This window comes from Streptomyces sp. NPDC007896 (genome assembly GCF_042959425.1).
Classification (GTDB): Bacteria; Actinomycetota; Actinomycetes; order Streptomycetales; family Streptomycetaceae; genus Streptomyces.
Genome location: NZ_JBIBKX010000014.1, coordinates 15,751 through 34,841, shown reverse-complemented (window position 1 = coordinate 34,841; position 19,091 = coordinate 15,751). Strand labels below are relative to the sequence as shown.

Genomic DNA, 19,091 nt, shown 5'->3' with positions numbered 1-19,091 from the left:
CGGCCTTACCGCCCGCGCCCCCGTTTCCTGCTGACGCCTAGGTTCCTCTCGCCGAACTCGCCGAACTCGCCGAACTCGCCGAACTCGCCGAACTCGCCGAAGCCCCGTCACGCACGCTTGCGGCCGACGCCCGCGTACACCCAGTACTCCGACGGGTTCTCCGGGATGTGGTCGTCCGGGGCCGGGCGCCACAGGGGTACGTAGACCAGGTCGGGCTCCACCAGGTCGAAGCCGTCGAAGAGATCCCGGATCTCGTCGCGGGAGCGGGCCGTGACCGGGGATGTGGCCTTGGACCGGTACAGCTGCCCCACGGCGGCGGCCGTGTCCGGGCGATCCTGGTTCGTCGCATGCGTGAGCGCCAGCCAGCTCCCCTCGGGCAGGGCGTCCCGGAACGCGGCCACGATGCCGGCGGGGTTCTCCTCGGGCGTGATGAAGTGCAGGATCGTGATCATCAGCACCGCGACGGGCTGCTCGAAGTCGATCAGCTTCCGTACCTGCGGGGACGACAGGATTTCGGCCGGTCGGCGGATGTCGGCATCGACGATGTCAGCGCCGGGATTGTCGGCGAGCAGGGCAGTGCTGTGGGCCACGGCCACCGGGTCGCTGTCCACGTAGACCACCCGGGCCTCCGGGCTGGCCGCCTGTGCCACCTCGTGGACGTTGCCCTGTGTCGGGATGCCCGATCCGAGGTCGATGAACTGCCGCACCCCGGCCTCGACCAGAAAACGCACGGCCCGGCCGAGAAAGGCGCGATTGGCCCGCGCCAGCGTGCGCACCTGGGGGTCGATCGCCGTGAAGGCCGCCAACGCCTCCCGGTCTATGGGGAAGTTGTGCTGTCCGCCGAGCATCGCGTCGTACATCCGGGCGACGCTCGCCTTGTCGGGATCGATCCCCTGCGGGAGACCGTCGTTGTCGGCCAACTCAACTCCCTTTCATACACGTGATCTTGAGGCTCCATCATATAGTTGCCGACCATGTGTGGCGGGACGATGCCCAGGCCACGCTGCCGGAGTCGAGCCCCACCGGAAAGGCACAACCCTGCGGAACGAAGCGCGATGTCCCACGGACGACGAACCCGCCACCACGCGTTCACGCCGTCAGCCGGCCTTCTTCCCCGCGGCCGACGCCATCGGCTCGGAACTCGACCTGGGCCTGACCGGCAGCCATGTCGTCCACGCGCTGACGCCCGGGTTCTGCGACGCGGCCTCGGTCTACCTGCTGGAGCGCTGGCTGCTGGAGGAGAACGCGTACGCCTCCGCGGAACCACCGCAGATCGAGGCCCGCCGACTGGCGCTGCGCATCGGAACGGACGCGCCCGAGGACTGGGAGGGGCTGCTGCCGGTCGGCGAGGTCATCGTCTTTCCGCGCGGGACGCCCTACACACGTGCCATCGCCTCCCTCGAGGCGCAACTGCTCGACATGGTCGACGCCCATACGTCCGCGCGGCTCAGCACCTCCGGTGGCGGCGACGCCCGCATGGACGTCCTCCTGCGCACGGCTTCCTTCCTCGTCGTCCCGCTCCATCTGCGCGGTATCGCCGTCGGATTCATCGCCTGCACGCGGGGCCCGGACGAAGCGCCCTTCCTGCCCGCCGACGCCGAGGCAGCGGAGTCGCTGGCCGCGCGCGCCTGTGTGGCCCTGGACAACGCGCGCCGGTACGAACGCGAACGCCGTACGGCACTGGCCATCCGCCGAAGCCTGCTCCCTGCCGCCGAGCAGGTGCTCGAGGGATGTCGTATCGCCCACGGCTACCTTCCCGCCGGGCACGACAACGTCATCGGCGGGGACTGGTTCGACGTGCTGCCCCGGTCGGGAGGCCGCGTCAGTCTGATCATCGGAGATGCCATGGGGCACGGTCCGGAATCGGCCGTCGCCATGATCCAGCTGCGCACCGCCGTCCGTACCCTGGCGGGACTGGACATCTCCCCGGCCGCGCTGATGCGCCGCCTCGACGCGCTCGCCTGTGACACACCGGGGGCTTCCTTCGCCACGTGCATGTACGCCGAGTGGGACGCGAGGCGCCGCATCTGCACCTTCGTCGGAGCCGGCCACCCGCCCCCGCTGATCCGCGATCCGGGCGGACGGACCAGGCCGGTCACTCTCAACAGCCCGGGCCTGCCCCTCGGACTCGGCATGGGGACGTACGACGAGCCCACCCTCACCGCAGGAGCCGGAGAGCTCCCCCGATCGCCTGCCGCAACCGCGTTAGGAGTTGCCCAGCGGTGGTACACGGAGGGACGAGGGGGGCTCATTGCGGGAGGTTGCAATGCTTGTCCTCGGCATCATTCTGCTCGTCGTCGGTTTCGTCACGGGCATCAGCATTCTTTGGACGATCGGCGTGATCCTTGTGATCATCGGACTCGTCCTGTGGATCCTCGGGGCTGCCGGACACGCTGTCGGTGGTCGCCGCCACTACTGGTGACTGGGGCCGCGCGGGCAGGCCCGTGTGTGCCTTACGTCGTGAAGCGGTGGTCGCCGGAGCCGACCCGGTACACCACGCAGCCGTCCTCCGTCCGCAGAAACGTCGCAGGGGTGTGGGTCACCGTGTCCGGATCTTCTCCGGGGACCCACACCTCAGATCTGACAGGCGCTCTGGCGCACCCCCGGTTGGGCCGAGGCCATCGGTCAACTCAGGTGCGGGCGTTGCGCATCGATGTTCAGGAGCTGCCGACGAGGCGGTCCAAGGGCTCGGCGAGGACAGGGGTGAGGGCCGCGGCGTAAGCCTCGGAGAGGTGGCTTTCGTCGCGGTAGACGACGGTGTTGCCGACGACGACGGGGCAGATGCCCGTGCGGATCGCGCAGACCCAGGGTCGGGGGTCGATGACCGTGGCGCCGGTCGCGGCGGCGGCGTCGCGGATGGCGGTCTGGCGGGTCGCATCGTGGATCGCGTCCGGCAGGTGGTTCGCGCAGGCGTGCAGTTGCAGGGAGTTGTCGGCGGTGCAGTCGACCGGGTCGCCCTTGGGCCAGGGGGTGTCGAGCAGGGCGGCGACGTGGGCACCGGAGGTGCCGAGGTCCCGGAAGGTGTCCTCGAAGCCGGTGGTCCACTGCCGCAGGGTGTCGTCGTCGGGCCGGGCGGGGTCGCCCGCGTCCGAGGAGGAGACGACCACCAGGGCGGGGTGAAGGGCGTTGATCCTCGCCACGGCGTTGGAACGCCAGGTGTCGCAGGCCGTGTACGGCTTGTGGCGGTTGATGATGGTCACGCCGGCGGTCTTGCACGAGGCCTTCGTCAGTGAGACCAGCTTCCATCCGCGCTCGGCCGCGAGGCCCTGCAGAGCCGGGAACCACTGGGCCGCGTGGGAGTCGCCGAAGAGTACGACGGTCCGGGAGGAAGCGCGGTTGCCGTAGACGCACGGCGGATTCCGCGTGCTGTCGTAGTCGACGTGGCAGCCGTCCCGGTAGACCGCGGACCGGGAGGACTTCACCTTCGGCAGGGCCGGGGTGAGGTTGTTCGGCAGGCTGCCGGAGGACGCCGCCAGGAGCTCGGCCAGCCGCGCCTGCGGGTCCGGCGCGCCGGCCAGCTCCTCCGCCAGTACGGGCGCGGGCCCGCCCACTTCGATCGTCGGCGGAACCGCCGCCGCCGTCAGCGCCAGCACCGTGGCCCCCGCCGACAGCCCGACGCCCAGAGCCAGGGCCCGGTGCGGCCGTCCCCGGAACGCCCGGTGGAAGCGGACCGGGTTCTCGACGAGGCGCAGCGTCAGCCAGGCCAGGCCCAGCGCGACGGCGCACAGCCCGAGTGCGAGCGGCACCTCGGCGGTGCCGTCCGTACGGCCCAGCGCCACCGGGGCTACGACCAGCAGCGGCCAGTGCCACAGGTACCAGCCGTACGAGAGCCCGCCCAGCCACACCAGAGGCCGCCGCCCGAGCAGCCACTCCGCGCCGTGCGAGGCGGGCGCGCAGCCGCCGGCGAGAACGAGCGCGGCGCCGAGGACCGGCAGGAGGGCGTGGTAGCCCGGGAAGGGCGTCTCGGCGTCGTACCGGACCGCCGCCAGCACGACGCAGGCCAGGCCGAGCCAGGTCAGCGGGGCCGCGAGGGCGGCGGGCAGCCGTTCCAGCCGTGCCGTGGCCAGCGCCACCAGCGCGCCGGCGCCGAGCTCCCAGCCCCGGGTGGGGGAGCCGAAGTACGCCCAGGGCGCCGAGGAGTTCGTCACCAGGACACTGATCACGAACGACACCAGGCACAGCGCCCCGAGCACCAGAGCGATCAGCCGGCGCCGGCCGCGGGCGGTCCGCCAGCTGAGCAGCAGGAGCAGCGGCCACACCAGGTAGAACTGCTCCTCCACGGCGAGCGACCAGAAGTGCTGGAACGGCGAAGGCGGACTGTTCTGGGCGAGATAGTCCGTACCGGCCGCCGCCAGCCGGAAGTTGACCGCGTACAGCGCGCTGCCGAGGGCGTCGCCCGCGTACTCGGCGAGCCGCGCCTTCGACAGGAACAGCCATGACCCGGCCAGCGTGACCGCGATGACCAGGGACGACGCGGGCAGCAGCCGCAGCGCCCGGCGGGCGTAGAAGGTGCGGACCGACAAGCGGCCGGTGGTGGCGAGTTCGCGCAGCAGCAGGGACGTGATGAGGAAGCCGGAGATCACGAAGAAGACGTCGACCCCGACGTATCCGCCGCTGACCTGCGGCACTCCGGCGTGGGAAAGCACCACGAGCGTGACGGCCACCGCGCGCAGCCCCTGGATGTCCAACCTTAAGGCGTGGCGTCCGGGTGGTGCGTTTCTGCCGCCCGCTGGGATGGTACGGACCTCGGCGGGCGTGGTGCTCGGCATCAGGCGCAACTCCTTGGGGGACTGACATGGATTGATGCCGTACTGTCCGGCCGCCGCCCGGAGTTCGGATGAACAACGCCTCAACTTCACGGGAATCCCCGGCGTGCCCGTGCGGATCCCGTCGGCCGGAGGGGTGACCCCGCCATGCGGATGTCAGGCGGTCGAATGAGGGAGGGCCGCCTGGCCTCTGGACGAGGCGCCTACGTGGTCGCCACTGCGCCATGTCTCCTGGGCGTCAACAAGCCCGTCCAGTCGCCCGGCGACAAACCGCCGACGCCCTGCGGGCCGTGTCCGCGGGGCCGCCGTCCTCCTCTTCACCGGCGAGGAGCGGTCGGCCGGGGTGTTCGCGACGGGGGACGACCAGGCCGGCATCGACGATGAACTGCACGTTTCTTCCGGCTCAGTCCTCCCTGTTCACGCCCCGAGCCAGGAAGTGGTGAGAGCCTGTACGGCCGAGCCGTCGGCGTCGGCCAGCTTGACCGCGGTGAAGCCGGCCGCGGACTCGGAGCTCTGGTAGCGGAACCGGGGCTCGGCGGCGGTCAGCGCGCCCACGACGACCTCCGCGCACTCCCGGGCCGACTGCGCCGAGGAGAACGCCTGCTGGGTGCGGGCCAGATATCCGTTGATCACCGACTGGTAGTCCCCGGCTCCGGCGACCAGGGCCTCGACGTCCCGGTCGGCCCGCACGTTCGCGACGAACTCGGTGGCCACCGCGCCGGGCTCGATCACGCTCACCGCGACACCGAGCTTGCCGACGACGGGGGCGAGACTCTCCATCCAGCCCTCGACCGCGAACTTGGCAGCGCAATAGGCCTCGTTGAACGGCTGGCCGACGACGCCTCCGATGCTGGTGACCGTGATCAGGCGCCCCTTGGCGGAGCGAAGGTACGGCAGCGCGGCCTTGGTGACCTGGACGACTCCGAAGAAGTTGACCTCCATGACGTCGCGGACGTCGTCGACGCTCTCCAGCTCGATGGTGCCCAGGTGTCCGGCCCCGGCGTTGTTGATCAGCGCGTCCAGCCGTCCGTGGTCGGCGATCACACCGTCGACGCAGGCCCTGACCGAGTCCGGATCCGTCACGTCGAGCTGTCGGACGTCGGCGTCGGGCAGCCGCTCGAGCAGCGCTGCGGCCTTGTCGGTGTTCCGCATGGTCGCGACGACCTCGTAGCCCGCCTTTGCGGCGAGTACGGCGGTTTCCAGGCCGATGCCGGTCGACGTGCCGGTGACAAGGGCGATCTTCATGACGAACCTCCATGGTTGCGTGTACACACACATTAATGTTGTGTGTGCGTGCACGCAAATTGGTAGACTCGCCTGGTGACGGACATCAAGCTCAAGCAGGCAGAACTGCCTGTCGAGGACCAGGCGTACTACCGCCTCGTGGGGGTGAGCAGTGCCCTCACCTCACGCGCGAGCGCCCGCTTGGAGGAGGGCTTCCGCCTGCCGGCCTCATGGTTCGAGGTACTGCTCTGGCTCTACCACCAGGACGGGCCGCTGTCGGCCACCGATCTCGGCTCCTGCGCGTTGATCAGCCGCAGCCAGGTCTCCCGGGTGATCGACGCCCTCCAGGCCCGCGAACTGGTCACCCGCGCCCCTTCGGCCACCGACGCCAGGTCCGTCGAGGTGACCATCACACCGCAGGGCCGCGACCTCTTCGAGCGCGCGGACGCCGCCCGCCGCGAAACCCTGGCTCCCGTCCTGGCGGACAGGCTGGACCCGGCCGAACTCGAGGAACTGGCCCGCATTCTCCTCAAGCTCAAGGACTGATGGCGGTATCGGCCACCGCCCCGGTGCACGTCTGAAGGTGTACTCCGACCTGATCACCTTGGAGGGCCAACCCAGCCACGTCGTGTCGGCCACCCGCGCCGGCGACCGCACAGCCGTCTCGTGACCGCCTTCAGCCGATGTGCCGAAGCCCACCTCACGGCTCCCGACCCGGCGAGCCCTCCGTGTGGCCCTCCCACCTGATCGGCGGAATGACTCCGTGGCGTGGCTGGAGAACGGCTAGAGGATGAGGACGATCGCGGCGCCTATGCCGCCCAGGAACAGGGCGAGGGCCGCTTCGGCCCAGCCTCCCTTGCCCCAAGGGAAAAGACGGTCGACGGCCAGGTTTCCCGGGCCGATGGCCGCGACGGCGAGTGCGGTGACAGTGATACACACGCTGTACTCCACACCGCCTTGGGTATCCCACAATCCATGCGCCCCGGACACGGTCGCCATGGCATTGATCATCACGCCGATCAGGGCTGCCGCCGCCAGCGGCGTGAACAGCCCCAGAGCAAAGCCGATGCCGCCCAGGAATTCGGAGCCGCCGCCTATGGCGGCGTAGACCTTTCCGGGACGGTACCCCAGCGCGGCGAATCCTCTGCCTGTAGCGGTGAGGCCGTCGCCACCGAATATCCCGAAGAGCTTCTGGGCGCCGTGTGCTCCCATGAGCAGGCCGAACGTAAGCCTGATGAGAAGCAGACCGCAGTCAGCGGCGGAGACCGCTGCCCGCGAGGGGGCGTCGACTGTCGGGGCGGTAGAAGAGCGCAGTCGCTGCGTTATGTGATTCACGGGGGTGCTCTTCTCTGCAGCGTGCTCCGGAGCGGTACCGGCTGACCATCCAGGAGCTCGCAGAGCTGATGGTCCGGTCGCCATGACGCGTGCAAGAACTTCAAGACCTTCATGACGCCATGTACGCAGGGCCACAACGCTGCCGCACGCGGCCGGAAAGGACATTCTCGTGTGGGATCGCGTCAGGCCGCCGGTCGATTTGTCGTGCGGCGATACGGCCGCACTCCCCCATCCTTACTCCATTCCTTACTCCATTCCTTTCCCCATGGTCGACCGTTCGACGGGGAAGGTATCTGAGCACTCGTGAGCAAGCCCGGCCTCATCGGACAGGCCGATCTGGAAGAGCTGACGGCCCGGCTCCCTTCGGGAAGCCCTCAACGTCCGCGGTCTCGCCGGCTTCGTCGAGGCGGTCGGCGATCTACTCGTCCGCGTGGTGCGGGATGTCGCCGCCTTTCGCACCGAACGCTTCGGATCCGCCACTCCACCGTCCCGCCGCGCGTCACCCGCCCTGCCTCGCGCCGGGCCTGACCGCCCGGCGCCCCGCTCAATGTCCACTTCGACCGATATGATGCATTTTGTGATCATGTCCGGACGGCTGCGGCGCCGTCGTTCCCTCGGCGGTGGCTGGTGGGAAGCTGCCCCGCTGTCACCGGTGATCCTCACCCTCATCATCACCTGCCTGGCGTTCTCCACACCGAGGGAGATCGCCGTCAGCCGACTTCTGCCCGCCGCCCCCGCCCTCGCCGCCGCGATGTGGCCCGTACTCCCCACGATCCTGCTGGGCACGTTCTGCCTGCTGGTCATGATCGGCCTCAGCTTCGTCTACACCGACCTGGGGACGCAGTACACCGCGGCTGCGATCGTCGCGGTCACCCTGGCGGCCGCATACGCGAGCCATGTCCGACTCCAGCGGGAGGAGGCGCTCTTCCACGTCCGCCTCGTCGCCGACGCGGCCCAGAAGGTACTGCTGCGCCCTCTGCCGCGCCGCATGGACGACGTCGAGATCGAGTCGCTGTATCTGGCGGCCCAACAACAGGCCCGGATCGGCGGCGACTTCTATGAAGCGGCCGCCACGCCGTACGGGGTCCGGCTGCTCATCGGCGACGTACGCGGCAAGGGCCTGTCCGCGGTGGGGGCGGCCTCAGCGGTGATCAGCTGCTTCAGGGAGGCCGCGTACGACGAGCCCGACCTGAGAGGCGTCATCCAGCGTCTGGAGATCAGCATCATCCGGCACAGCGCCGCGTTTCCGGCGCAGGACCTGCCGGAGCGCTTCGCCACCGCTCTCATCGTCGAGATCCCGCACGGCGGCGGCCACGTCAGACTTCTCAACTGTGGGCACCCGCCGCCGCTGCTCTCGCATCGCGGGAAGATCCGCGTCCTGGATCCCACCGCTCCCTCGCCGCCTCTCCACCTCGCGGCGCTCATCGGCGACCACTACTGCGTCGACACCGTCGCCTTCACCCCGGGCGATCAGCTGCTGCTCTACACCGACGGCGTAACGGAGACCCGGGACCGCACCGGCGAGTTCTTCCCGCTCCCGGACTGGATGCGGCGGCAGGGCCCGAGGTCGCCCCGTGAGCTGCTCGACCGGCTTCACCAGGACCTGCTCCACCACAGCGGCGGAAGGCTCAACGACGACATCGCGGCCCTCGCAGTGAGAAGCCCGAACACCCAGGCACCGGAGTACCCGGAGTAAGTGGCCGGATGCCGTGGTCGGGGCCCGCGGTCGGATTCGCGGTGCAGCACGGGCGGTGACGCAACGAAGTCGGCCAAGACTCGTTGATCACGGCATGAAGAACGTCATCACGCGGCGGCAGTTACACCTCCTGGCCACGGTTGCCGCCCTGGCGCTGGGAGCTGCGGGCGCGGAAAGCGCACAGGCAATCCCGGCCGCTCGGGGTTGCCCCACTGCGGGTTCACGGTCGAACTCGGCGTCGACCGGAACAAAGCCGAGGTGCGCTACGGGGACGAAGAGTTCGTGAGCTGAGGCAGTGCTCGGTCCTGTACCGGCCGAGCCGGCTGAACGTCACGCGCGCCGGGGGTCGGCCGGTAGATGCGTGACAGCCACGAAGGCGGCCAGACTCCCGCACGCGAGGCTGGCCCAGTCGGCCCAGTCGGCCCAGTCGGCCCAGTCGGGATCGGCGGGAGCGGACACCACGGCTCTGGTGAGCCTGTCCGCGGACCATCCTGCCGACAGAGCGGTGACAAAAGTCCGGCCGGCGATGTCGTACCCCCTTGATCACGTCGTCGAGGAGGGCTTGCACGATGCCGACGAACATCACGACCACCATCATGTCCCCCCAGCCGAGGGTGGCGGCGCCGGCCCCCGCCGCGACCACGAAGACCCAGACCCGCGCCAGGGTCCGGACAGGGGCGGCATCGCGAGAGGCCTGCCGTGGCAGCCAGAAGAACCGCCGCACACGGTTTCACGGAAAGAGTGCTCTCCGTCGTCAAGTGTCACATCGCCCCCTGGCCGGTGAGGTGGACCGATTCGGCCGACCGTGCCGAAATGGCTCGCCCGCGGATTCGTTCGGCTCGCGTCAGGTGGACGCACGGCACGGGCCGAAGGTTGCGGCGTCAGTGACGGGAAGGGGCGGTATCCGTCGGCCCTCCGTCGCGCACTCGGTGCGCGGGCCACGGATACCGCCCCGACGGACACGGCTACAGCCGTGTCCGATGGGTCGCGTGCTCCCACGATCGCGACCCTCCTGCATCCGTGTCAGCCATCACGGGGTGCAGGCGGCTTGGACGGCGACGCCGGTCGGCTTGAGGGTGGACCACCTCACGAGGCCATCAGCTCCCGCACCCGTGGGGCCACCTTGGTGCCGAAGAGTTCGATGGTGGTCATGAGCGTCTCGTGCGGCAGACCGTTCATCCCGTACTTGAGGTCGAAACGGCTGGCGTCGAGCTCCCGGAGAGTCGTGGCGATCTTCTGTGCCACGGTCTCCGGTGATCCGACGAACAGCCCGCCACCAGGACCGACATCGTTCATGAAGTGCTCAAATGTCGGGACGCGGAATCCTCGCTGCCGGGCCATCATGCGGATGGTCTTCTCGTAGTACGGCCAGAACTCCTCCACCGCCTGCTCGTCGGTCGCGGCCACATGCCCCGGACTGTGCACCCCGACCGGCAGGTCGGGCCGGTCGAACTTCTCCAGCGCCTGGCGGAAGAGCTGCGAGAAGGGCGCGAACCGTGCCGTCGGACCGCTGATGATCGCGAGCATCAGCGGGAATCCGTAGCGTGCGGCACGGACGACGGACTGAGGATTGCCGCCGACGCCGATCCAGGTGGGGATCGCTCCGGACTCGCTGTGCGGGTAGACGGGCTGGTCGGCCAGCGCCGGCCGAGTGCTGCCGGACCAGGAGACGGGCTTTTCCTTGCGCAGTTCGGCGAAGAGGCCGACCTTCTCCTCGAAGAGGGTGTCGTAGTCGCCGAGGTCGTAGCCGAACAGCGGGAAGGACTCCGTGCTCGAGCCCCGGCCGAGAATCACCTCGGCACGGCCGTCGGACACGGCGTCGAGGGTCGCGTACCGCTGGTAGACCCGAACGGGATCGTCCGAGCTGATGACGGTGACACCGGATCCGAGACGGATGCGCGAGGTACGCGACGCGATCGCCCCGAGCACCACATCCGCCGCCGAGAGCGGCATCCAGTCGACGTGGTGCTCACCGATGGCGAAGTGGTCGAGTCCGACCTCATCGGCGAGGATCCCCTCCGCCACCAGGTTGCGGATCGTCTCGCCGTGCGAGAGCGGTCGGCCCTGGGTGTCGTCGGTCACGTCGCCGAACGTGTCCAGTCCAAGCGTGATCGGGTGCCCACCCGCGGGGGAGGCGGCACGTTCTGACATCGGCGGATTTCTCTTTTCCCGTAACGGTCGAAAGGGGGCTCGGGCCCGACACCCCGCACCGGTGTCGGGCGCCGGTGCGGGGTGTGAGTGGGCGGCGCCCCGTGATTCCTGTTCTCAGCCGACGCGCAGCGGAGCGAGGGCGTTGCTCCACGCCACGACCTGGTCGAGGGTGGCGGTGACGGCGTCACGGTGGCTGTCGGCGGGCTTGAAGACGCTGAAGTTCTCGAAGTCGGTGAACAGGGAGAGCGCCACCTGGGAGCGGACGTCCGCCATCTGCAGTTCACCGGCTATCAGACGCAGGTGCTCGACGGCGCGGACGCCGCCGGTGGAGCCGTAACTGACGAAGCCGACGGCCTTGTTGGCCCACTCGGCCGCCAGGAAGTCGATGGCGTTCTTCAGCGCGCCGGGCACCGAGTGGTTGTACTCGGGGGTCACGATGACGAAGCCGTCGAACGAGGCGATCTTCGCGGCCCACTGCTGCGTGTGCGGCTGGCTGTACTGGCCCATCGCCGGCGGATAGGCCTCATCCAGCAGCGGCAGCTTGTAGTCCACCAGGTCGACGAGCTCGTACTGCGCGTCGGTGCGGTGCGTGGCCAGCTCGTGCACCCAGTGGGCGACGGCCTCGCCGTTACGTCCGGGGCGCGTGCTGCCGAGGATGATCCCGATCCTTGTCATGTTTTGCACCTTCGCTTGTATGTGTGCTTGTCGAGTCAAGTAAATGTATGAGTGCTTGCCGTGTCAAGGAGATAGGGTGTGAGGCATGCCCTACGACGAACAGCCCCTGCGCCCCTTGGACCAGACCGAGGAATCGCTCGTGCGCGCCCTGGCCCACGTCATGATGGCGCTGCCACGAATGGTGGACGCGGACATGGTCGGCGACGGAGGGCTGCCCCTTTCCGAGTACACCCCCCTCATGTTCCTGTCCGAGGCGCCCCACCGCCGGATGCGGATGAGTGAGCTCGCCACCGCCTGCAATCTCTCGCTCAGCGGCATGACCCGTGTCGTCAACCGCCTCGAAAAGCAGGGGTTCGTCCAACGAGCCAAGTGCCAGGAAGACCTGCGCGGTTGGAACGCCGTCCTCACCGACGACGGCCTCGCCCGCCTCCAGGAGGCCTGGCCCGCCCACCTGGCCAGCATCCGACGGCATGTCCTCGACAACCTCGCGGGCCACGACCTCGCCGCACTCACCGCCGCACTGGAACGTGTGGCGACGACACCCTGACCCGGAGGTGGCCGCTTCAGCGCTCCAGGACCAGGGCCAAGCCCTGCCCGACGCCGATGCAGAGCGCGGCCAGGCCCGTGCCCGAGCCCGCTTGTGCGAGCTGATGGGCAACCGCTCCGGTGATGCGAGCGCCGGAGGCGCCGAGGGGATGCCCGATGGCGACCGCGCCGCCCTTCGGGTTCAGGATGCCGGAGTCGAGTTCCGGCAGGGCGGCGAGACAGCCCAGCGCCTGGGCGGCGTACGCCTCGTTGAGCTCGACGGTGTGCAGGGTGTCCAAGGTGCGGCCCGCCTTCGTCAGGGCCTTGCGGATGGCGTCGACCGGGCCGAGGCCGAAGTACTGCGGCTCGATGCCCGTCACGGCACTGGCGCGGATCCTGGCCAGCGGCTCGCGCCCCGTCTCGGCCAGTCCGGCCTCGTCGACCAGCAGCAGGGCCGCCGCGCCGTCGTTGAGAGGCGAGGCGTTGCCGGCCGTGACCGTGCCGCCCGCACGGAAGACCGGCTTGAGGCGGGCCAGCGCTTCGAGTGAGGTGTTGTCCCGGATCCCCTCGTCGCGGGGCAGGTCCACGTTCTCGACGGGGACCACCTCGGTGTCGTACGCACCCTCCTTCCACGCCCGGGCGGCCTTCTCGTGACTGGCGAGCGCGAAGGCGTCCTGGGCCTCGCGGGTGATGCCGTACTTGTCGGCGATCAGCTCGGCGCTCTCGCCGAGCGGGATGGTCCACTCATCGGGCATCCGCGGGTTGACCATCCGCCAGCCGAGGGTGGTGGAGTACAGCTGCTGATTGCCGACCGGGAAGGCCCGCTCCGGTTTGGGCAGGACCCACGGGGCGCGGCTCATGGACTCCACTCCGCCGGCCACGGCGACAGAGGCGTCGCCGAGCGCCACCGCGCGGGCGGCCTGGATGACCGCCTCCATCCCCGAGCCGCACAACCGGTTGACGGTGGTTCCGGGGACCGTCACGGGAAGACCGGCCAGCAGCACGGCCATACGGGCGACGTCCCGGTTGTCCTCCCCGGCGCCGTTGGCGTTTCCGAAGAACACGTCACCGATGAGGGACGGGTCCAGGGCGGGACTGCGGCGGAGCAGTTCACGTACGACTCCGGCGGCGAGGTCGTCGGGGCGCACGGCGGACAGGGCACCGCCGTAGCGGCCGATCGGGGTGCGGACGGCGTCGACGACGTAGACGTCCCGCAGGCGCTCGTTCATCGGGACTCCTTTTGGTGGGGGGGAAGTTGGGAGGGGGAGTACTGAAGCGGGATCAGCCGACGGGGTCCGGCACGCGCACGGGCGCGGCGGTACGGCTGACGATCTCGTCCGTGCTGACGCCGGGAGCGGTCTCCACGAGGACGAGCCCGTCCTCGGTGACGTCCAGCACGCCGAGGTCGGTGATGACACGGTCGACGCACGCCACGCCGGTGAGGGGCAGGGTGCACGCGTCGACGAGCTTCGGACTGCCGTCCTTGGCGCAGTGGTCCATCACGACGACGACCCGGCGGGCGCCGTGGATGAGGTCCATCGCACCGCCCATGCCCTTCACCATCTTGCCCGGGATCATCCAGTTGGCGAGGTCTCCGGTGGCGGAGACCTGCATGGCGCCCAGAATGGCGGTGTCGATGTGACCGCCCCGGATCATTCCGAAGGACAACGCGGAGTCGAAGAAACTCGCACCCGGCAGTACGGTGACCGTCTCCTTGCCCGCGTTGATCAGGTCGGGGTCCACGTCCTCCTCGGCCGGGTACGGTCCGACGCCGAGGACACCGTTCTCCGACTGGAGGACCACGTGCACTCCTTCGGCCACGTGCTCGGGCACCAGCGTGGGCAGTCCGATGCCGAGGTTGACGTAGTCGCCGTCCTGGATCTCCGCCGCCGCGCGCGCGGCCATCTCGTCCCTGGTCCATGGCATCAGTGCCGCACCGTCCCTCGTTGCGACGGCGCGGAGACAGTGCGCCGTTCGATGTGTTTGTCCGCGGCCTGTTCCGGCGTCAGTTCCACCACACGCTGGACGAACACGCCGGGGAGATGGATCTCGTCCGGGTCGAGCTCGCCGGGCTCGGCCAACTGCTCGACCTCGGCGATCGTGACGCGGCCGGCCATCGCGGCGAGCGGGTTGAAGTTGCGGGCCGAGCGGTGGAAGACGAGATTGCCGTGTCGGTCGCCCCTGGCGGCCCGCACCAGCGCGAAGTCGGTGGTGATGCCGTGCTCGAGCACGTAACGCCGGCCGTCGAACTCGCGGACCTCTTTGGGCGGTGAGGCGACGGCCACGGTGCCGTCGGGGGCGTACCGCCAGGGCAGGCCGCCCTCGGCGACCTGGGTACCGACACCGGCGGGCGTGAAGAAGGCGGGGATGCCGCATCCGCCGGCGCGCAGACGCTCGGCGAGCGTGCCCTGCGGCGTCAGTTCGACCAGCAGTTCACCGGAGAGGTACTGGCGGGCGAACTCCTTGTTGTCGCCGACGTACGAGCCGGTGACGCGGGCTATGCGACCGGCGGCGAGCAGGATGCCCAGGCCGCCGCCGTCCACGCCGCAGTTGTTGGAGACCACGCTCAGCCCGGTCACGCCGGTCGAGTACAGCGCGTGGATCAGCACGTCGGGGACGCCGCTGAGGCCGAAGCCGCCCACGGCCAGGGACGCTCCGTCCATGACGTCGGCCAGTGCCTCCTCGGCCGTGGCAACCACCTTGTCCATGTGCACTGCGCTCCGTTCCGGTCCGGCAGACTCGCCCCGAGCCGTGACTGCCTGTGTGCGGGTTTCCGTGTGGGGGTGTGAGTGTGTGGCTGTACGCGGGTGTCGCGTCGCGGTCGTCAACGGTGCAGTACGGTCCTCACGGCTTCGAGCAGCTGGCCGTAGGCCGCGGAGTCGGAGTCCGGCGCCGAGGAGGCCCGCCAGGCGATATGTCCGTCCGGGCGGACGAGCAGGCATCCGTCCTCGGCCACCTCCGATGTCCGGCGCCACTCGCCATAGGCGTCGCGGCTGTCCTCGGCGCCGATGCGGACGCACTTCAGGGGAATCCCCAGGGCCTCGGCGCAGTCGGCCGCGGCCGACTCCCACACTTCACCGGACAGGCCGGTGATCAGCGTGAGGGTTCCCTTGCCGACGACGTCCAGCGTGGACAGGCGGTGGCCGTTGCCGTCGACGAGCCAGGCGTGCGGGAGTTTCGCGCCGGGGCGGGTCGTCGGCTGGTGGAAGAGCTCCGGATCCCGGGTCCATTCCTCGGCGGCGCCGGTGTCCTGGACGACCGCGGAGGAGTCGTAGCGCTGGTTCATCTCGACGCCATGGGCGTTGAACTCGTAGTTCTTCAGCTGGATGGCCTCTTCCAGCGCCTGCCGGCGCTTGGTGCCGTCGGCCGTCCCGCTGCGGCACGCGGCGAGACCGTCGACGATGTCCTCCTCCTCGCTGTACTCGTCGAGTCCCAGTGCCTGGAAGATCGGGCCGAACTGGTCACGGCTGAGGTTGGCGCGATCGACGATCTGCCGGCCGACCGGTGCCCGCTCCGTGGTGTAGGTGTCGAGGAGTTCCGGTCCGGCCTGACCGCGGATGACCATGGCGAGCTTCCAGACGAGGTTGTACGAGTCCTGGATCGAGGTGTTGGAGCCGAGGCCGTTGGACGGCGGGTGCCGGTGGACCGCGTCCCCGGCGCAGAAGACCCGCCCGGCCGAATACGTCGTGGCATAGCTGTGGTTGACCGTCCACAGCGAGCTCGACGTGATCTCGACGGGAATGTCGCGGTCGCCGATGAGGTCGTGGACGATGTCCCGGGCGGTCGCCTCGTCCATGTGGGGCGGGGGCTGGTCGATGTCGTATCCCCACACCAGCAGCCATTCGTTCCACGGCCGCACCATGCGCACCAGCCCCATGCCGATGCCGCCCATGTGGGCGCCGGGTCGCATCACCCAGTACAGAACGCTCGGGCGGTGGGCCACGTGCCGGGACAGGTCGGCCTTGAAGACGATGTTCATGCTGCCGGCCTTGCCGCTCTGCCCGGCGATCGGCAGTCCGATCTGCTCCGCCACGCTGCTGCGGCCGCCGTCGGCACCGATCAGGTAGCGGGCCCGCACGGTGAACTCGTCTCCGCGTACCCGGTCCCGGAGCCGGGCGGTGACTCCGTCGGCGTCCTGTTCCAGGCTGAGGAACTCGGTGTCGAAGCGGATCTTGGCTCCCCGCGCCGCGGCGTTCTTCACCAGGATCGGTTCCAGAAAGGTCTGCGGAAGGTCGATCATCTGCGCGGGGCTGGCGGCACCGTACTCGGTCGCCGCGTGCGGGCCGGTGCCCCAGCTGCGGATCCGGCCGATCTCCTCGCCGGCCAGGGCGGTGCACAGAACGGTGTCGCCCATGAGTTCGGCGGGGCTCCCGGCCGCGGCGGCCTCGCCGTCCACGCCGAGGTCGCGCAGTACCTCCATGGTCCGCTGGTTGGTGATGTGCGCACGGGGGGTGTCGGCCAGCCAGCCGTACTTGGTGACGAGCAGGGTGCGAATGCCGTACGTGGCCAGGAGCAGGGCCGCGGATCCACCGGCGGGGCCACTGCCGACCACGAGGACGTCGGTGTCGTAGGTGCGGGTCGAGTCCATGAGACTGCTCCAGGTCAGTGTGCGGGGCCGTCGGCCAGGCGGGCGATGCGGAAGGTGAACTGCAGGCTGCGCCACTCCCCGTCGACGGCACGGCCGTCCGGGGTCGGTCCGACCTGGCGTGTGAAATCCACGATCAGGCCCTCCTTGACGCCGAACACGGTGTCGGAGTCGATGTAGGGGCCGCCCTTCACGAACAGCTGGGTGATCAGGCGCTGGTGGCCGGCGGCGGAGATCATGAAGTGCAGGTGGGGCGCACGGTAGGGATGACGTTCGACGGCTTGGAGCAGCTGTCCCACCGGTCCGTCGTCCGGGATCGGGTACTCGGCCGGCAGGGTCGTCCAGAAGCGCAGGCGTCCCTGCTCGTCGGTGCGAAGGCGGCCTCGCAGCACCGGTCCGTCGAACTCGGGCAACTGGACGTCGTAGAAACCGTCCTTGTTGGCCTGCCAGACGTCCGTGACGGCATTCGGCACGGGCCGTCCGTCCGTATCGGTGATGAGGATGTCGGCCCACAGCGGAGTGCCGGCCACGCCCTGTGAGATGTCGGCGCCCTGCGCGGTTTCCGGCGGTCCGTCCGTGTAGAAGGGGCCGAGGACCGCTGACGGTGTGGTCTGCGGGGTGCGTGAATGGGTGAGCAGGTCGACGATGCTGGAGACCCCGAGCGTGTCGGACAGCAGCACGAACTCCTGGCGGGTGCTGGTGGAGATCTGTCCGGTACGGGTCAGGAAGTCGATGGCCTGCTGCCACTCGGACTCGGTGACGTCATTGCTCGTCACGAAGTGGTGCAGGTGCCGTACGAGGTCGCTGAGCAGCTGCCTACCCCGCGGATCGGGTGCGTCCGCAAAGCTCGCCACCACCTGGGCGGTCAGGCGCTCCAGGTCCGAAGCCACGCCGTGCGCCGCGGGGGCCGACAGCCCAGGGGCCTGCGGGGCAGGAGTCGGCGCCGCGGGAACCGCCGGACGGCGGCCCTGCCAGGCATCGCGCAACAGGCTCTCGATTCCCGTGGGCGTCAGCTCGCGGGGGTTGGGGTACGGCGTGGCGACCGCCAGCCGCGCGGCCTGAGGCAGGTCCGCCTCCGCCATGCCCAGCTCGCGCAGCGAGGTGGGGCCCCCGAGCGAGGTGATCAGGTCGAACATCCCGCTCGGAGCGTCCGGCACGCCGAGTGCGCCGGCGATGCGGCTCATGACGTCTTGGGCGGCCGGGGCGTTGTAGGCCATCGCGTGCGGCAGGATCACGGTGTGCGTTTCGGCGTGTGCCAAGTCGAACGCACCCCCCAGCGTGTGGCACAGCTTGTGATGCAGGCCCATACCGACGGAGCCGAGGCAGGTACCGGCCAGCCACGCGGCATGCAGGAGGTCGGCGCGGGCCGCGGTGTCGGACGGCTCGGCCACGAGAGCCGGCAGGGCGCGGGCGCTCAGCGCGATCGCATCGAGCGCCATGGCGTCGATGACGGGGTTCGCCTGTGGCGCGTACAGGGCTTCCACGGCGTGCGCCATGGCGTTGACCGCGCTGGTGACCGAGAGGCCCACCGGCAGGCCGAGGGTGAACTCGACGTCGTAGACGACGGTCTCGGGCAGGATCGCGGGCGAGGCCACCGTGGTCTTGCGTCCGTCCTGCGTCTCCCCGAGGACGGGGGTGACCTCGGAACCCGCGTAAGTGGTGGGAAGGATCAGCTGGGGCAGATCGGTGCGGAGCGCGAGTGCCTTGGCCAGCCCCGTGGTGGAACCACCGCCGACAGCCACCAGGCAGTCGGCGGAGTGTTCCCGAAGGACGTCGAGGGCCCGTTCGGTCACGTCCACCGGGGTGTGCATGGTGGCACCGTCGAACTCCGCCACGATGATGTCACCGAGGACATCACGGACCCGGGCGGCGGCCTTGGCCACCGACGGAGTGGACAGGAGGAGGACTCGGGAACAGCCGAGTCGCTCGACCTCCGCACCGACCTGGCTGACCGTTCCGGTGCCGAAGACGACCCGCGAGGGATGGGAGGTGTACACGAAATTCCGCATGGGGGTCCGCCTTCGCGTGTGCCGTGGGTCCCTGAATTTCTGACACCGAGTGTGGGGATGACAGGCGCCCGGACTCCTGCACGTTTCGAGCGTGTTTCTGCAGGATCGGCGCGGCGCGGTGGCCT

At 69.6% G+C, this 19,091-nt stretch carries 16 protein-coding genes and 1 pseudogene; 5 read left to right on the top strand and 12 right to left on the bottom strand.

Annotated features, from left to right (window positions below):
- Nucleotides 1-107: 107 nt before the first annotated feature.
- The gene (locus ACFZDJ_RS36800; protein ID WP_385382150.1) at nucleotides 108-920 is read right to left on the bottom strand and encodes an SAM-dependent methyltransferase; all 813 of its coding nucleotides are present in this window, start codon (nucleotides 918-920) and stop codon (nucleotides 108-110) included.
- Here ACFZDJ_RS36800 and ACFZDJ_RS36795 point away from each other — a divergent pair.
- Nucleotides 820-2,151: pseudogene (locus ACFZDJ_RS36795) on the top strand (PP2C family protein-serine/threonine phosphatase); the annotation flags it as partial. The gene ACFZDJ_RS36800 and the pseudogene ACFZDJ_RS36795 sit on opposite strands and share 101 nt — an antisense overlap.
- A 115-nt stretch (nucleotides 2,152-2,266) precedes the next feature.
- Nucleotides 2,267-2,422 (top strand): DUF6131 family protein, encoded by a 156-nt coding sequence (locus tag ACFZDJ_RS36790; RefSeq protein ID WP_095856802.1) that lies wholly within the window; start codon nucleotides 2,267-2,269, stop codon nucleotides 2,420-2,422.
- A gap of 235 nt (nucleotides 2,423-2,657) precedes the next feature.
- Here ACFZDJ_RS36790 and ACFZDJ_RS36785 read toward each other — a convergent pair whose 3' ends face one another.
- Nucleotides 2,658-4,769 carry an acyltransferase family protein gene (locus ACFZDJ_RS36785; RefSeq protein ID WP_391065492.1) on the bottom strand — a complete coding sequence of 704 codons (2,112 nt, stop codon included), beginning with the start codon at nucleotides 4,767-4,769 and terminating at the stop codon, nucleotides 2,658-2,660.
- A 414-nt stretch (nucleotides 4,770-5,183) separates the two neighbouring features.
- A complete protein-coding gene (locus ACFZDJ_RS36780; protein WP_391065490.1) occupies nucleotides 5,184-6,011 on the bottom strand; it encodes an SDR family NAD(P)-dependent oxidoreductase in 828 nt (275 codons plus the stop codon).
- Nucleotides 6,012-6,086: 75 nt separating this feature from the next.
- Here ACFZDJ_RS36780 and ACFZDJ_RS36775 point away from each other — a divergent pair, with 75 nt between their 5' ends.
- Nucleotides 6,087-6,536 carry a MarR family winged helix-turn-helix transcriptional regulator gene (locus ACFZDJ_RS36775; protein ID WP_168505006.1) on the top strand — a complete coding sequence of 150 codons (450 nt, stop codon included), beginning with the start codon at nucleotides 6,087-6,089 and terminating at the stop codon, nucleotides 6,534-6,536.
- A 237-nt stretch (nucleotides 6,537-6,773) separates the two neighbouring features.
- Here the strand turns inward: ACFZDJ_RS36775 and ACFZDJ_RS36770 are convergent, their stop codons facing one another.
- Nucleotides 6,774-7,304, bottom strand: coding sequence for a DoxX family membrane protein (locus ACFZDJ_RS36770; RefSeq protein WP_391065971.1), 531 nt, complete (start codon nucleotides 7,302-7,304; stop codon nucleotides 6,774-6,776).
- A 598-nt stretch (nucleotides 7,305-7,902) separates the two neighbouring features.
- Between ACFZDJ_RS36770 and ACFZDJ_RS36765 the strand changes: the two genes are divergently transcribed.
- Nucleotides 7,903-9,021, top strand: a complete 1,119-nt coding sequence (locus ACFZDJ_RS36765; RefSeq protein WP_391065487.1) for a SpoIIE family protein phosphatase — start codon at nucleotides 7,903-7,905, stop codon at nucleotides 9,019-9,021.
- 330 nt (nucleotides 9,022-9,351) lie between these two features.
- Here ACFZDJ_RS36765 and ACFZDJ_RS36760 read toward each other — a convergent pair whose 3' ends face one another.
- The 3 genes from ACFZDJ_RS36760 to ACFZDJ_RS36750 all read right to left on the bottom strand — a co-directional run bounded on the left by ACFZDJ_RS36760 (nucleotide 9,352) and on the right by ACFZDJ_RS36750 (nucleotide 11,847).
- A complete protein-coding gene (locus ACFZDJ_RS36760; protein WP_391065484.1) occupies nucleotides 9,352-9,480 on the bottom strand; it encodes a hypothetical protein in 129 nt (42 codons plus the stop codon).
- A 627-nt stretch (nucleotides 9,481-10,107) separates the two neighbouring features.
- Entirely contained in the window at nucleotides 10,108-11,103 is a 996-nt protein-coding gene (locus ACFZDJ_RS36755) for an LLM class flavin-dependent oxidoreductase (protein WP_391065482.1), read from the bottom strand.
- 183 nt (nucleotides 11,104-11,286) lie between these two features.
- Entirely contained in the window at nucleotides 11,287-11,847 is a 561-nt protein-coding gene (locus tag ACFZDJ_RS36750; RefSeq protein ID WP_067375024.1) for an NADPH-dependent FMN reductase, read from the bottom strand.
- Between the two features lie 85 nt (nucleotides 11,848-11,932).
- On the opposite strand from ACFZDJ_RS36750, the gene ACFZDJ_RS36745 reads away from it, so the two are divergent.
- Complete coding sequence (locus ACFZDJ_RS36745) at nucleotides 11,933-12,394, top strand: MarR family winged helix-turn-helix transcriptional regulator (RefSeq protein WP_168504994.1); 462 nt, start codon at nucleotides 11,933-11,935, stop codon at nucleotides 12,392-12,394.
- Between the two features lie 16 nt (nucleotides 12,395-12,410).
- Here the strand turns inward: ACFZDJ_RS36745 and ACFZDJ_RS36740 are convergent, their stop codons facing one another.
- The 5 genes from ACFZDJ_RS36740 to ACFZDJ_RS36720 all read right to left on the bottom strand — a co-directional run bounded on the left by ACFZDJ_RS36740 (nucleotide 12,411) and on the right by ACFZDJ_RS36720 (nucleotide 18,966).
- Nucleotides 12,411-13,601 (bottom strand): acetyl-CoA C-acyltransferase, encoded by a 1,191-nt coding sequence (locus ACFZDJ_RS36740; RefSeq protein WP_391065480.1) that lies wholly within the window; start codon nucleotides 13,599-13,601, stop codon nucleotides 12,411-12,413.
- A gap of 52 nt (nucleotides 13,602-13,653) precedes the next feature.
- Nucleotides 13,654-14,298: a CoA transferase subunit B gene (locus ACFZDJ_RS36735; protein ID WP_385385512.1), complete on the bottom strand. Its 645-nt coding sequence runs from the start codon at nucleotides 14,296-14,298 to the stop codon at nucleotides 13,654-13,656.
- Nucleotides 14,298-15,080 (bottom strand): CoA transferase subunit A, encoded by a 783-nt coding sequence (locus ACFZDJ_RS36730; protein ID WP_384921944.1) that lies wholly within the window; start codon nucleotides 15,078-15,080, stop codon nucleotides 14,298-14,300. Before ACFZDJ_RS36730 ends, ACFZDJ_RS36735 begins: the two co-directional genes overlap by 1 nt.
- 116 nt (nucleotides 15,081-15,196) lie before the next feature.
- Nucleotides 15,197-16,960, bottom strand: a complete 1,764-nt coding sequence (locus ACFZDJ_RS36725; protein ID WP_391065476.1) for an FAD-dependent monooxygenase — start codon at nucleotides 16,958-16,960, stop codon at nucleotides 15,197-15,199.
- 14 nt (nucleotides 16,961-16,974) lie between these two features.
- The gene (locus ACFZDJ_RS36720; RefSeq protein ID WP_391065473.1) at nucleotides 16,975-18,966 is read right to left on the bottom strand and encodes an iron-containing alcohol dehydrogenase; all 1,992 of its coding nucleotides are present in this window, start codon (nucleotides 18,964-18,966) and stop codon (nucleotides 16,975-16,977) included.
- Between the last annotated feature and the right edge of the window lie 125 nt (nucleotides 18,967-19,091).

Bases quoted from the DNA above. Each gene is read 5' to 3' on its own strand.
- ACFZDJ_RS36720 (WP_391065473.1), bottom strand. From the start codon at position 18,966: ATGCGGAATTTCGTGTACACCTCCCATCCCTCGCGGGTCGTCTTCGGC.
- ACFZDJ_RS36745 (WP_168504994.1), top strand. From the start codon at position 11,933: ATGCCCTACGACGAACAGCCCCTGCGCCCCTTGGACCAGACCGAGGAA.
- ACFZDJ_RS36735 (WP_385385512.1), bottom strand. From the start codon at position 14,298: ATGCCATGGACCAGGGACGAGATGGCCGCGCGCGCGGCGGCGGAGATC.
- ACFZDJ_RS36730 (WP_384921944.1), bottom strand. From the start codon at position 15,080: ATGGACAAGGTGGTTGCCACGGCCGAGGAGGCACTGGCCGACGTCATG.
- ACFZDJ_RS36750 (WP_067375024.1), bottom strand. From the start codon at position 11,847: ATGACAAGGATCGGGATCATCCTCGGCAGCACGCGCCCCGGACGTAAC.
- ACFZDJ_RS36790 (WP_095856802.1), top strand. From the start codon at position 2,267: ATGCTTGTCCTCGGCATCATTCTGCTCGTCGTCGGTTTCGTCACGGGC.
- ACFZDJ_RS36740 (WP_391065480.1), bottom strand. From the start codon at position 13,601: ATGAACGAGCGCCTGCGGGACGTCTACGTCGTCGACGCCGTCCGCACC.
- ACFZDJ_RS36780 (WP_391065490.1), bottom strand. From the start codon at position 6,011: ATGAAGATCGCCCTTGTCACCGGCACGTCGACCGGCATCGGCCTGGAA.
- ACFZDJ_RS36725 (WP_391065476.1), bottom strand. From the start codon at position 16,960: ATGGACTCGACCCGCACCTACGACACCGACGTCCTCGTGGTCGGCAGT.
- ACFZDJ_RS36785 (WP_391065492.1), bottom strand. From the start codon at position 4,769: ATGCCGAGCACCACGCCCGCCGAGGTCCGTACCATCCCAGCGGGCGGC.